At 42.0% G+C, this 13,827-nt stretch carries 10 protein-coding genes; 6 read left to right on the top strand and 4 right to left on the bottom strand.

The window, feature by feature from the left end; translation table 11 throughout:
- Positions 1-142 precede the first annotated feature (142 nt).
- Positions 143-868: a DUF3581 domain-containing protein gene (locus MHO82_RS05350; protein ID WP_239182990.1), complete on the top strand. Its 726-nt coding sequence runs from the start codon at positions 143-145 to the stop codon at positions 866-868.
- Positions 869-973: 105 nt separating this feature from the next.
- On the opposite strand, the gene MHO82_RS05345 is transcribed toward MHO82_RS05350, so the two are convergent.
- Positions 974-2,572: a hypothetical protein gene (locus tag MHO82_RS05345; RefSeq protein WP_239182825.1), complete on the bottom strand. Its 1,599-nt coding sequence runs from the start codon at positions 2,570-2,572 to the stop codon at positions 974-976.
- A 213-nt stretch (positions 2,573-2,785) separates the two neighbouring features.
- Positions 2,786-3,544, bottom strand: coding sequence for an arylamine N-acetyltransferase (locus MHO82_RS05340; protein ID WP_239182824.1), 759 nt, complete (start codon positions 3,542-3,544; stop codon positions 2,786-2,788).
- Positions 3,545-3,684: 140 nt separating this feature from the next.
- Between MHO82_RS05340 and MHO82_RS05335 the strand changes: the two genes are divergently transcribed.
- On the top strand, positions 3,685-4,188 hold the full coding sequence (locus tag MHO82_RS05335) for an NYN domain-containing protein (RefSeq protein WP_239182823.1): 504 nt from the start codon (positions 3,685-3,687) through the stop codon (positions 4,186-4,188).
- 80 nt (positions 4,189-4,268) lie between these two features.
- On the opposite strand, the gene MHO82_RS05330 is transcribed toward MHO82_RS05335, so the two are convergent.
- Entirely contained in the window at positions 4,269-7,325 is a 3,057-nt protein-coding gene (locus tag MHO82_RS05330; RefSeq protein ID WP_239182822.1) for an FAD-binding and (Fe-S)-binding domain-containing protein, read from the bottom strand.
- 352 nt (positions 7,326-7,677) lie between these two features.
- On the opposite strand from MHO82_RS05330, the gene MHO82_RS05325 reads away from it, so the two are divergent.
- A complete protein-coding gene (locus MHO82_RS05325; protein WP_239182989.1) occupies positions 7,678-7,974 on the top strand; it encodes a cytochrome c in 297 nt (98 codons plus the stop codon).
- A 94-nt stretch (positions 7,975-8,068) separates the two neighbouring features.
- On the opposite strand, the gene MHO82_RS05320 is transcribed toward MHO82_RS05325, so the two are convergent.
- Positions 8,069-9,241 (bottom strand): J domain-containing protein, encoded by a 1,173-nt coding sequence (locus MHO82_RS05320; RefSeq protein WP_239182821.1) that lies wholly within the window; start codon positions 9,239-9,241, stop codon positions 8,069-8,071.
- A 301-nt stretch (positions 9,242-9,542) separates the two neighbouring features.
- Here MHO82_RS05320 and glpA point away from each other — a divergent pair, with 301 nt between their 5' ends.
- The 3 genes from glpA to glpC are packed head-to-tail and all read left to right on the top strand — an operon-like array spanning position 9,543 to position 13,778.
- Positions 9,543-11,201, top strand: a complete 1,659-nt coding sequence (gene glpA / locus MHO82_RS05315; RefSeq protein WP_239182820.1) for an anaerobic glycerol-3-phosphate dehydrogenase subunit A — start codon at positions 9,543-9,545, stop codon at positions 11,199-11,201.
- Between the two features lies 1 nt (position 11,202).
- Positions 11,203-12,570: a glycerol-3-phosphate dehydrogenase subunit GlpB gene (gene glpB / locus MHO82_RS05310; RefSeq protein WP_239182819.1), complete on the top strand. Its 1,368-nt coding sequence runs from the start codon at positions 11,203-11,205 to the stop codon at positions 12,568-12,570.
- Positions 12,567-13,778 carry an anaerobic glycerol-3-phosphate dehydrogenase subunit GlpC gene (gene glpC, locus MHO82_RS05305; protein ID WP_239182818.1) on the top strand — a complete coding sequence of 404 codons (1,212 nt, stop codon included), beginning with the start codon at positions 12,567-12,569 and terminating at the stop codon, positions 13,776-13,778. Before glpB ends, glpC begins: the two co-directional genes overlap by 4 nt.
- Positions 13,779-13,827 lie beyond the last annotated feature (49 nt).

The raw sequence follows: 13,827 nt of genomic DNA, 5'->3' as shown, positions 1-13,827 counted from the left end.
TGTAGTAGGATCAACAAGAACCCACAGAGTTGGCTACCAGTGTACGTTTTTACAAAGAAAAACGACTGGATAGACCATTTAAGTAACAAGCTTCGGTATAATGAGCATGTTAATTCATAAATTAGGTATTTATTCACCCGCTATGCAACTAAGCCATTACTACTCTGCGACAGAGAACAAGTTTCAATTTACTCGTGAACAAGCAAGTAACTTTGCTAAGCAAATCGCTGGCGACTTTAACCCTATTCATGACGAAGACGCTAAACGTTTCTGTGTACCTGGAGATCTCCTCTTTGCCGTATTACTCAGTAAAACAGGCATAAGCCAAAAAATGCGCTTTGACTTTGCAGGTATGGTGTCTAACGACATTGACCTTACTATTGTGGATTCAGACAACGAAAATGCTTTAACTGATGACAGTGGCAAAGAGTACCTTCATGTCACTCGCTCAGGGGACGTGAATAAGAACCCTGAATTTATTAACCAAGTAGTACAAAGCTACGTTCAGTTTTCGGGTATGAACTTCCCACACATCATGGTCCCTCTTATGGAGGAGCAACAAATGATGATTAACACCACTCGCCCGCTGGTTATTTATGAAAGCATGGAGTTGGAATTCACTAAACTGGATCTATCTAATCCAGAAGTAGAATTTACTGGTGCAACTATGGATGTGGATGGTAAGCGTGGCGTGGTAAGCCTTAACTTTTGCTTTAAAGAAAATGGCGAAAAAGTCGGAACCGGCATCAAACGCATGGTCGCGAGTGGTTTGAAACCATATCAACAAGATGCTATCGATGATCTTGTTCACCGCTTTGCTGTTCGTAAAGAAGAATTCGCAGCAAAGTGGGAAACAAAAGCCGCATAACCACCAGCAAACAGATTGAATGAAAATCAAAAAAGGCTTCCAGTGTTGGAAGCCTTTTTAGTATGAAAGAGTTATTCGGACGTAAGCCGAACTAATATAACACCGCTATCCCATTGCACCCGCTAATAAGAAATCATTAAGCGCTTTTTTGTTCTGCTCAACCGTACTCATTAACGTATCATTACCCGCCGCATTATTGGCTTTTTCCATTCGACGAATAACCAAAAGACATTGTTTGATAATGTCTGGGTTTTTCATGATCTCTTTATTTTTTAGCAATAAATTCAAAAGCATATAATTAAGATCAGATGAATTAGGATAATTATTCGTCACTTTAATCAGCTGAGCCATGCTGGTATTTTCTGTTTTTTGCGCTTTCAACCATTGATACACTTTGTTCAAACGCTGAAAGTTGCCCATCGACTGAGCATAAAACTCTGGAACATGTTTTTGCATTGCCTGCTGATCAAACGCTTTATACATGGCAATACTCATTTTCATCTCCCCTGCCGAGGCCAGCACGTTCAATGCCGCCAAACGAAATTCATCAGGAGCGACTTTTCTACCCGATAAAAATCGATGGAAATTACTAATCGCAATGGATCTAGCTTTGTATTTTTTACCGTGCTTGAATAAGTAACGAGCGATTAGCACATTAATCAACCCTTGAAACTCATCACGCTTATCCATTGAAATACGCTTACGTAACGTCATCAGCAAACCTGTAAAGTGCTTCTGATACTCTTTCTTAGACACTGCTTGCTGATTGTTAATAATGCTATCAGCAATATCAATCACCATTTTATTAAGCGTTGATTGGTTCACACCAATATGCACAAAACGCTTCATTACCATGCTTTGTAACTGAGCAAAGTCTTTATGCTTAATAATAAAGTTCAGGTAAAGATAAAACACTTTTGTATTTTTAGGATGATTTTCAAACGCTTTGCTTAAATGCTGTTTCCAAGACGCAATATGTTTCGCACCAGCATAAATCTCAGCCAGCATCATATGAGCTTTAAAACTGTATTTTTGTGCTTTTAGCAACATCTCAAGTATAGGAATGGCTTTTGGCGGCTCCACAAACTCACAAAAAGACATTAAATTTTGAGGTGTAATGTCTGCTTTATCATGTCGCATATAGACACGGAGAAAAGTGCCTTTATCATTCACTTTTTTCAGCTCTTCTAGCGTCATGTTCAATAACATTCTATTTTTATACACACCATCAAAGGTCTGAGCCCGTTTGATGAATGCTTGGTGAGAGCCCTTCACTTCCGCTGTCAATTTTTCAATCAGTAGCACTAGGCTCATTGCTTTTTTGATCAGCTCGTCAATGTAACCAAAGTTAATAGGCGAGTTAATAACAAAATCAGGGAACAGTTCTCTTGCGTTAATCACCTCAACTTGAGAGTCTTCATTGTCGATATCAAAAATAAAGATAGGACGCTGGCCAAACTTTGCTTTGTTACGTGCCGTCGTTACAATTTGAGCAATGATGTCATGATCTGCGTACCGATATTCAATAAAATAAAAATCATATACCGCAAGGTCAGCTATCTCTTTCCCCGGAGTAAATGAGTCCGTCACAGGAAACCCTGCTTTCTGGAAAAACTGGCGAATTTGCATTCCCCGATCACGTTTTTCCGTGTAACAGAGCATACTCAATTTACTGATACGCTTTAAAACTTCATTACTTAGCATATAACGTTGAACTCATTCCTTTACAGGTGGAAAAATTTTACTTTACAGAATGATAGGCCGAAAATAAACATTATTGACATGGTTCACAACAGTGGACACACACGTACAGTAGTACATTATAAAGTGCTACATAACTAATATCGACCATTCCATTAAGCTCTTTAGAATTTTAGCCTACTGTTCGCTTGCTATTTAACCAGACGAATGCTGGTTTTAATCAAAGGAGTTCAAACCAAAGTATTGACGTAAAACAGCTGGGTAAGTTTCTTCGGGTAACTTCACAAAACAAGGCTTGTGACCAACGTCATAACGTAAATAACCATCATCAAAACTAAGATAGCCGTTAGGAGTAAAAATAGAACAATAATTACGACGAAAAAAACAAGATTCTTCAGAATGTAAATGAAAATCAAGCCCTTGCTCAAACTGCTTCAACTTATAGGGCTTTAATGTAAAGCTATACATCTCATGAATTAGCCCTATGCCTTTATTTTCAGACAACATATACTGCCCTTGCTTGTGCTTTAAAAAGTAATTTTTTCCCTGTTGAGGACTCTTAAACGACGCGAATCGAATGGGATCGATAAAACCACGCCCAAACCCAACATCACACAACCAGCCGAGCTCTTCCTTATCTTCAATTCTCACATGTAAGACTAGGTGGTCGAAATATGGTGGCTTACCGCGCCCAGGCTCATACACTCGGGCAGCTAAGTAATCGACCTTAAAACCCAATTGTTTTAGCAAAAAACCAAACAAAGTATTTAGCTCAAAACTGGTTCCACCTTGTTTCTTTAACACCAATTTTTTGTAAATCGTTCTCAGCTCTAATGCTTTAAAATGAGCGTGGCCTAAATAAGGGGAAACAAAAGGAATGTGCATTAGGTGCTGGCGGTGTAGACGCATTAATGTCAATTCATTCAAGGCAGGAGGATCGTTAAAATGTATTCTGGCTAAATATTTTTCAATCATCGAACAACGTTAACCTTGTCAATCAAAAATAATCAAACTAATTGCCTATTAAAGCGACACTTTAAACCATAGAAATCGTTAAATAAATGGAAATCTGATACCATTCCGTTAATACAGCTTGATTTGTTAATGTGGCGAATATGACTAAACTTTCTACGGCTATTTTTGCCGATATACAAAACTTGTACTACACCACTAGAGAAGCTTACTCGGCAAACTTTGATTACAACCGTTTCTGGGCCGATGTGTCAGCACAGCATGATATTGTGTCTGCTCATGCTTATGCCATTGACCGAGGTGATGAAAAACAGCGTCAATTTCAAAACATCCTCAGAGCAATAGGTTTCGATGTTAAGTTAAAGCCTTTCATTCAACGCTCAGATGGCTCATCAAAGGGTGATTGGGATGTTGGCATCACCATTGATGTTATCCATGCCGCTCAAGAAGTTGAACACATTATCCTTATGTCTGGTGACGGTGATTTCACTATTTTAGTTGAGACATTAAAAGAACGCTACAATCTCCCTGTTACGGTTTATGCCGTGCCTCAATTAACCGCAACCTCTCTCATGCGTTCTGCCTCCAACTTTGTTGCCATTGAAGAGCCACTATTGCTCAACTACCAACCTTCTTTTAACCGTTAAGTATTTCTTGTAACACAGCCACAAAAAAGGGAGCCACTCGCTCCCTTTCTATTGCTCATAAAAACGTAAAGTACGCTATATTAGCTCACCTGTTTTAGCAGAGCCTGTAGCGGGTGTTTCATTTTCTTTTGCTCAAAACGTTTTACTTGGCTACGACAAGAATACCCCGTCACTAAACAGCGATCTTTTGGCAGTTGGCTAATATTAGGCTTCCAACTCAAAGCAAAAATGTCTTTTGAAGTTTGCAACTTATTCGCTTCATGGCCAAAAGTACCAGCCATACCGCAACACCCAACAGGGACTGTTTGAAGACTTGCTCCAAAATGCGTAAATATGGCCCCCCACTCTTTTTCAGCATTAGGCATCTTGGTTTTTTCAGTACAATGCGCAAACAGATACCAAGGTTGAGCCTGTGTGGAATCTACTGCTTTAAACTCTGACAAAATAGGATACAACCACTCATGTACCGTCAGAACATCAAAGTCACCACGACTGTCCGCCAAAATCTCTTGGTACTCATCTCGATAACACAGCACCAAAGCAGGATCGACACCCACAAGCGGCACATTTAATTGGGCTACTTCTGCCAAAAACTCAGATGTATTACGTGCTGATTTCGCAAATTGCTTTAAGAAACCTTTTACATGCTGAGCTTTGCCGTTGGGTTTAAATGGTAACAAGATTGGCTTTTTGCCCAGCTTTTGAGCCAGTAAAACAAAATCTTCTACCACATCAGCATCATAGAAACTAGTGAATGGGTCTTGCACTATCAATACGTAATGAGATCGCTCCTCTTTTGACAACGCTTTCAACCATTCCAAGTCAAACTTAGTCGGGTGCTGATTTTTAAATCTATTCTTTAAGGTAGGCACAGACAGCGGTGGCATATCAACATAACCGATGGTCGCTTTCGTTGCGTTTTGTACCCACTTTGGCGCCATGACAGCATTAACCACCGACGGTGCTTTCGCCATTAATGGCAACATGGTTTCAATGTTTGCTACCAAATAATCTTTCACTGGGCGTTGATAGCGACTGTAATAGATATTCAAGAAACGAGAACGGAAACTTGGCACATCTACTTTGATCGGGCACTGGCTGGCACACGCTTTACACGCTAAGCAACCATCCATCGCTTCATACACTTCATGTGAGTAGTCGTAGGCTTTGTGTTTTCCGTAGGTATTTTTGATGCGATCAATAATTTGTTTAATACTTGGATTTTTCGTCATTAACTGCTTTTCAAGCTGGATTGGATCTAACCCTTGCTCTGCTAGCTGACGTAACCACTCCCGAACCAAACCTGCGCGCCCTTTCGGAGAGTGACGACGGTCCGCCGTCACCTTCATCGATGGGCACATTGGCGAGCTGGTATCATAGTTAAAGCACAAGCCGTTACCGTTACACTCCATCGCCTGCTTAAAGCTATCACGCACTGAGACTGGAATTTGGCGATCATAAAATCCGCGTTTCGTGTCTGATACTTTTACCAGTTCTGCATCACTCTCTAATGGCGTACAGATTTTACCTGGATTCATTTTATTGTGAGGATCAAAAGCCGCTTTTATCCGGCGAAGTTCTGTAAATAGCTCCTCACCAAAAAATTCAGGCCCGTATTCAGAACGGAACCCTTTACCGTGTTCCCCCCACATTAGGCCGCCGTATTTCGCCACCAGCTGAACCACATCATCAGACACTTCTTTCATTAACAGCTCTTGGTCAGGATCACATAAATCCAAAGCAGGACGCACATGAAGAACACCCGCATCCACATGACCAAACATGCCGTAGTTCAAGCCCTTTTCATCTAGCAAAGCTCGAAACTCCGCAATAAAGTCAGCTAAGTTTTCTGGCGGTACACACGTGTCTTCTGCAAATGCGACAGGCTTAGCTCGGCCCTTGGCAGCCCCTAATAGACCAACAGCTTTTTTTCGCATGTTATAAATTCGGCCAATGGAGGCCAAATCATCACAAATTTGATAACCGATGATCCCTGCTTCTTCTGCCGCTACCATACCATCGAGTTTGCTCACTAACGCTTGAACCTGTTTAGCCACTTCTTCTTCATTTTGTCCGGCAAACTCCACCATGTTTACACCAAGCATTTCTTTGCCCGGTACTTCCGTAAACAAATCACTCACGGTGTGCCACACAATGTCTTCACGTGCTAAGTTGAGTACACGAGAATCAATGGTCTCTACTGACAGCGCTTGTGCTTCCACCATAAATGGCGCATTACGCAATGCTGAATCAAAGCTGTTGTACTTAATGTTGACAAGAGTACGAGCTTTAGGGATCGGCGTTAAATTCAATTTAGCTTCAGTAATAAACGCTAAAGAACCTTCTGCACCACACAATACCCGCGTGATATCAAACTCATTTAACTCATCGTTATACGCGTTTTTAAGATCGTACCCAGTTAAGAATCGATTCAGTGGTGGGAACTTAGCTTCGATTTGGGCTCGTTTCTCACGACACACGTGCTCAGCAGTAACTAAAGCTTGATGAGCAAAAGTGCCTTCTTTCGCTTCATTGGCGATAGCATCAGGCTCTAACGTTTGAGTATTTAATACAGATCCATCGGCCAATACCGCTTGCAACGACAATACGTGATCCGATGTTTTCCCATAAAACAGAGATCCTTGCCCTGACGCATCGGTATTAATCATGCCCCCTAACGTCGCTCGATTACTGGTCGAGAGATCAGGAGAGAAGAAAAAACCATGAGGACGCAGTGCATCATTCAGTTGATCTTTTACGACCCCCGTTTGAACTCGTGCCCACCCCTCTTCCGGGTTAATCTCCAGCACTTTGTTCATGTGGCGTGACAAATCCACCACAATACCTTTTGTTAAAGACTGACCATTAGTCCCTGTGCCACCACCTCGTGGTGAAAACGTCACTTGTTGATATTCTGGCTTAGCGCTTAACTGGCCTATTAAGATGACATCATCTGTGGTTTTGGGATGAACGACCGCCTGTGGAAGTTGCTGATATACGCTGTTATCAGTAGCCACCGCTAAGCGACTTGCGTATTGGCGTTCAATATCGCCAGTAAAGCCCGTTTGAGAAAGTTCATCGAGGAAGGTGAGTACGGTTTTATCGATACTCGCTTGAAAATCTAGTGCAGGTAACATTGCTTTCCTTGTCCCTAATACGACTGAGTCCATCAGAATGGGAAAATTAATAATATTGTTATGATACAAACCACTTTACAACATTCTGAATGAGGAAAAAATCGGAACTTGATATTTAGAAACGATAATCTGAGAGAAAGTACAAGATTAGATTTTAAACACACACATCAATCAAGAAATGTTCCTATTTCAGCGAGAGTAAGCATTGGCATTAATAACGGCCAATGTTTTGATGATTCTTGGTTAACTCTGTTAATTTTGATTCAAGATAAACCACCAATCTGTGTGGCTAGGTACTCTGAGGAAAAAACAATGGAAGAGAAATGTCTTGAAGCGGTTAAATTTACTCGTTATTAGCTTATGTTTATTTGCAAACACAGCCTTTTCCACCAGTATCACTGGTGACCCAGTGAAAGGGAAAATAAAGTCACCTAGCTGTGTATTTTGTCATGGCCAAAACGGCATCACCTCAAATTCAAGTTACCCTAATCTCAATGGGCAAAATGAGACTTACCTATTTAATGCCATGAAAGCTTACCAAAACGATTCACGAACAGGCAGCTTAGCAAAGATGATGAAAGCGCAATTATCTCGCCTTAACGAACAAGATCTGGCAGACATTGCTGCGTTTTATGCCACACAACCATAATGGCAGCTTGCATAAAATGAATGGCTCTTGTTGCGCAATGAACAAGAGCCAGTGATAACAAGTCATTTTTATCTAGTTCAGTATCCAGATTTTCTTACTGGCTTACTGCACATAACTTACCAAATTCACTATTGGCTTGTTCAAACCCTTTATTGCTAAACACATCTTCAAAAATGGTTAAGTGCTTACTTTTTTGCCAATGCTCCGCAGACGATCCTTTACCATAAGGGATCTCATACACAAAAAAGCCCTGCTCTTGAGATTGATACGTTAAATTGGCAGGCATTCTTAGTGGGCGTAAATCTTGCGCCAAATAGTATTTGAACACTCCATCACAATCCGCTAGAACCAAAGAGCCTTGCTCACTTTTCGTCGCAAGGTATGGCACAAATGTATTTTGAAAGTAACGCAACTGCCACTTATCCACTTCATGATTAAGCATAATTTGGTGTTGCGGTTTCACAGGATCTACAATAGGTGACTCTGGCTCCACTGCCAATGTTGTAACAGTCGGTTCCTTAGTGACCTCAACCGCCTTTTCAGCAACCACCTCTTCTTCAGCCATTCCGACCCAAACTTTCGTTTGCTGCCACTTTTCATCAATCCAGCGGTCCCACTCCCCTATACCTAAGCTGAGGTAGCCCATTCCTAACACCAGCAGCAGGCAAATGATGAGCGCGGTTAGTTTAAGTTTCAGTGAGCCTGAGTTTCCACTTTTTGCTGGTGTTGTTTGATCCCAGCCAGAACCAGAAGCTGCTGGGCTAAAAGGCTGCTGGTTTGCGGTTTGATTTGTTTTGTTATTGGCTTTTTCTTGTTGCAGTGCTTTATTCGCATCAGCAAGGGAAATTTTCACTTGCATCAACTCTTTATTGGCTGAATCTAGTGCAGAGGATAAACGTTCGATTTTTTGATCTTTTTCGCTGTCTGATGTACTCGGTGACGCATTCGTTGGTGATTCTGACGTTGATTGTTTCAGGGCTTCGTTTTCTTTCGTTAAACGCTCATTTTCATCTTTTAATGTTGAAATAGCGGATTGCATACGAGAGATAATCAGCGTGTTATCTGTTTCTGTAACTTCAGGATCAAACACTTCATGATGGCCAGCCCCAGAACTCACTTTGTCGTAAGCTCTACGCACTAACTGCATCAAGGCTTTACTACCACCTTTATCTGGATGCACACGAGCGCCAAGTGCTTTATAACGCAACTTGCATTCTTGTGCTGTATTGTCTTTTGTTGTGCCTAAAATATCGTGGTAAGTATCCATCGATTAAAACGTCCTCATATACACAAGCTCTTTATATTCAAGTTACCTTAAGATACTCGAATATATAAGTTATCGGTTATTAAGCTGTGCACTTTAGCACTGATTGCTTCCCACCCGTGAACATCTCGCTACCTATAAAATTACTACGCCCAATTTTTATAAAAATCGCTCACAATCAATTGCAATAAAGCTCGAACGAACATTTAATGCGCGCGATCAATTTCTCGTTCGAAAATAAATGTCACTATATAAGCATACTAAAAGTAATGTTTTATGAAATACGGACATAGTGAGCATAATAATGAATAAACAAGCTCGATTTGAAACAGACGTCATTATTATTGGTGGCGGAGCTACCGGAACAGGGATCATGCGTGATTGTGCATTACGCGGTATTAACTGTATCTTGATCGAAAAAGATGACTTAGCATCGGGCACAACAGGCCGTAATCATGGTCTTCTTCACTCCGGCGCACGTTACGCCGTCACTGATCCAGAATCAGCGGAAGAGTGCATACAAGAAAACAAGATTCTCAAACAAATAGCCAAGCACTGTGTGGAAGATACCAAAGGGCTATTCATCTCCCTACCCGGTGATGATCTGAATTTCCAAGCCGATTTTATTCATGCATGTGGCAAAGCTGGCATTGAAACACAAAAACTCAGCCCACAGGAAGCCCTAGCCCTAGAGCCCAACGCCAATCCCAACATGATTGGTGCCGTACAAGTTCCAGATGGTACTTTAGACCCTTTCCGTCTCTGTGCTGCTAACGTGCTCGATGCCAAAGAGCATGGCGCAAAAATTTTTACTCATTCCGTGGTTACCTCGTTAATTCGCCATCAAGATACGATTTTAGGAGTACGCTGTCTTAATCACAGAACAAATCAACACTACGAGATTTTTGCTCAACAAGTAATAAATGCTGCAGGTATCTGGGGGCAGCAGATCTGTGAGTACGCCGATCTCAATATTAAAATGTTCCCGGCCAAAGGCTCGCTACTGATTCTTGATTATCGCATCAACAACTTAGTCATCAACCGCTGTCGTAAACCTGCTGATGCGGATATTTTGGTTCCAGGCGATACCATCTCACTGATAGGCACCACATCCGAACATATTGATTACGATAAAATTAATGATCTGCACGTGTCTGAAAATGAAGTAAACACATTACTTGAAGAAGGGACAAAATTAGCCCCAATCATGGCGAATACACGCGTATTACGTGCGTATGCTGGCGTTCGACCTCTGGTTTCGGTTGATGATGACGACTCAGGCAGAAACATCAGTCGTGGCATTGTGTTGCTTGATCATGAACAACGCGATGGCTTACAAGGCTTCACGACCATTACGGGTGGCAAGTTGATGACCTATCGCCTAATGGCAGAAATGGCCACGGATCTTATCGCGAAAAAAATAGGAAATAATACGCCATGCACCACACACAGCACGCCTCTGCCTGGATCTAAGACCGCCACAACAACGCCTTCAAAAACAGCCAGTTTGGCGAAGCCGGTCTACCAAAGTGCAACCTATCGTCATGGTGAACGAGCCAATAAATTCTTAACCGATAATGCAAAAAGCCAAGCTGTGATTTGTGAGTGTGAAATGGTAACAGGCGGGGAGATTGAATACGCCATTAATGAATTAGACGTACATAACTTAGTGGATCTTCGTCGCCGTACCCGACTTGGAATGGGGCCCTGCCAAGGCGAGCTCTGTACCTACCGCGCAGCAGGCTTGTTTGAAGAGTATGGGCATGCGAGCGGCAATCAATCTAGCCAACTACTCACCCACTTTTTAGAAGAACGCTGGAAAGGCATCAAACCCGTGTTTTGGGGTGATGCGCTACGCGAAGCCGAATTTACCTATTGGATCTATGAAGGGTTATTTGGTGCCAGTGATGTACCTAATCAACCAACGCACACAACAACACCAGCAGAAAAAACAGAGGCCTAGCATGAATTTCGATACAATTATTATTGGTGGTGGAATGGCTGGCCTTACCTGCGCATTACGCTGCCTTGAGACTGGATTAAAAACCGCAGTTATCGCATCAGGTCAAAGTGCCCTACATTTCTCATCAGGTTCGATTGATGTTCTTTCGCGAACCCCACAAGGGAAGCAAGTTACCCAACCTTTTGCTGAGTTAGAAAACTTCAAAAACCAATATCCAAATCACCCTTATGGAAAGCTCAACACAAGCTGCATCGTCAATGCACTTAACTGGTACCAAGAAACACTCCGTAACGCTGGGGTGTCTTTAACCTCCCATCAAAGTCACCACAATCATATGCGCCTGACCCCATTAGGAACCTTCAAACCAACGTGGCTTTCACAAGAGTTTGTTCATCAATTCCCTCTTTTGCTCAATGAACAATCTTTTGCAAAACTGGTTCTTGTCAGTCTTGATGGCTTTCGTGATTTTCAGCCTGAGCTTGCCGCCGATAACCTTAAACAATTAGATGCGTTTAAGCACACAGACATAAAAACAGCCAATGTTGAATTAAATGCATTCAAACAGCTCACACGCAATCACTGTGAATTAAGATCCATTGATTTAGCTCGAATTATCAAAGATGAAAATCAGTTAAGTGAATTGGCAATGAGCTTACTAAAACACGCCAATAAAGATGATCTGGTTGTGATCCCGGCCATATTTGGCACAGACAACGGGCTTGAACTGCTCTCAAAATTACAATCAATGACTGGGCTGCGGCTCTGCGAAGTGCCCACAATGCCGCCCTCGCTATTAGGTATTCGCCTTGAAGAAGCGATGCTACGCCAGTTTACTCGCCAAGGTGGGACATTAATTCGTGGTACACAAGTGATCAAAGGGGAATTTGATTCCACTGAAAATTCTAATTCAACTGAAAACAAAGCGCTTACTCTGAAAAAAATCTACACCAACAGCATGGCTGACATGCCATTAAGCGCGAAACAATTTCTACTAGCCTCCGGAAGCTTTTTTAGCCAAGGATTAAAATCTGACACGCACTCAATATCTGAGCCTATTTTTAACCTTGATATGCACCACCCTTCGGTGCGCTCTGAGTGGTACTCTCCACAATTTTTTGATCAAAACCCACACCCGTTTTTGGCCATGGGAGTCGAAACCGATGAGCAATTCAGACCCCGTATCAATAACCGCCTAGTAGAAAATCTATATTGTGCTGGCGCTGTTCTTGCTCACTACAACCCTATTTTTGAAGGCAATGGCAGTGGCGTAGCCATCAGTACTGGGTACTTTGCTGCACAACAAATAATCACGAATGCACAACATCAAACCCATTGCACCAATAACAATAACGCAGAGGTGCTACTATGAGCCTTCCCGTAAAAAACATTAGCTTTGAGAAATGCATTAAATGCACGGTTTGTACTGTGTATTGCCCTGTAGCCGAAGTAAACCCTGACTACCCAGGTCCCAAACAGTGTGGCCCAGATGGCGAACGCTTAAGAGCCAAAAGCCCAGAGTTTTATGATGAGGCACTAAAACACTGCACAAACTGCAAACGATGTGAAACCGCTTGCCCTTCTGGGGTCAATATCGGAGACTTAATTGCTGTTGCGCGCGATAATTTTAGTAAACCTGCATACAACATCAAAACCATTCGTGATTACGTATTAAGCCACACGGATTTATTCGGCAGTCTCGCTAACCCAGTGGCTCCCATTGTGAATACCGCCACCAGCTTACCGGTGGTGAAAAAAATCATGCACAAAACCATCGGGGTACACGATCATAAATCGTTACCTAAGTATTCTCATGGCACATTCAGGCGTTGGTATAAACAAAACTGCACGAGCCAAGCCTTATACCCTAAGCAGGTTCACTATTTTCATGGCTGTTATGTTAACTATAACAACCCACAGCAAGGCAAAGACTTTGTTAAAGTGATGAATGCCATGAGCATTGGTGTACAAATCATGGATAAAGAAAAGTGCTGTGGTGTACCTTTGATCGCCAATGGATTCTTTGACAAGGCAAAAAAGAACGCCCGATTAAATGTAAGCAATTTCGAAAATGCCCTGAACAAATACGATGCGCCCATTATTTCCACTTCATCAACTTGCGCTTTGACTCTGCAACAAGAGTACCCGCACGTATTAAAAGTCGATAACAGTAAAGTGGCGAGTAAAATTGAATTTGTTACTCGCTATTTAATCCGTGAGTTCATGAATGGCAATGCCCCAAAGCTCAAATCGGTAAACAAAAAAGTGGTTTATCATACTCCGTGTCATCTTGAGCGCAGCGGTGGTCAGATCTACACCATTGAACTACTACGAATGATCCCAGGGTTAGAAGTGCAAGTATTAGATAGCCAATGCTGTGGTTCCGCGGGCACATATGGGTTTAAATCTGAAAACTACCAAACCTCAATGAAAATTGGTGCTGGTTTATTTGAACAAATTGAACATGCCAATGCCGATCTCGCCATTACAGACTGTGAAACATGCAAATGGCAAATTGAAGAAAACACATCACTTGACACCATTCACCCTATTTCATTGCTGGCACAAGCTCTCGCTTAAGGCTTTCTAATACCTACACTCTGAAATACAAAAAGGCAGCTGATTTAGC

Origin of the sequence: Vibrio sp. Of7-15, assembly GCF_022347565.1 — a bacterium.
Lineage (GTDB): Bacteria > Pseudomonadota > Gammaproteobacteria > Enterobacterales > Vibrionaceae > NORP241.
This window is presented reverse-complemented; position numbering and strand designations above follow the sequence as displayed.

Bases quoted from the DNA above. Each gene is read 5' to 3' on its own strand.
- MHO82_RS05350 (WP_239182990.1), top strand. From the start codon at position 143: ATGCAACTAAGCCATTACTACTCTGCGACAGAGAACAAGTTTCAATTT.
- MHO82_RS05345 (WP_239182825.1), bottom strand. From the start codon at position 2,572: ATGCTAAGTAATGAAGTTTTAAAGCGTATCAGTAAATTGAGTATGCTC.
- MHO82_RS05340 (WP_239182824.1), bottom strand. From the start codon at position 3,544: ATGATTGAAAAATATTTAGCCAGAATACATTTTAACGATCCTCCTGCC.
- MHO82_RS05335 (WP_239182823.1), top strand. From the start codon at position 3,685: ATGACTAAACTTTCTACGGCTATTTTTGCCGATATACAAAACTTGTAC.
- MHO82_RS05330 (WP_239182822.1), bottom strand. From the start codon at position 7,325: ATGTTACCTGCACTAGATTTTCAAGCGAGTATCGATAAAACCGTACTC.
- MHO82_RS05320 (WP_239182821.1), bottom strand. From the start codon at position 9,241: ATGGATACTTACCACGATATTTTAGGCACAACAAAAGACAATACAGCA.
- glpA (WP_239182820.1), top strand. From the start codon at position 9,543: ATGAATAAACAAGCTCGATTTGAAACAGACGTCATTATTATTGGTGGC.
- glpB (WP_239182819.1), top strand. From the start codon at position 11,203: ATGAATTTCGATACAATTATTATTGGTGGTGGAATGGCTGGCCTTACC.
- glpC (WP_239182818.1), top strand. From the start codon at position 12,567: ATGAGCCTTCCCGTAAAAAACATTAGCTTTGAGAAATGCATTAAATGC.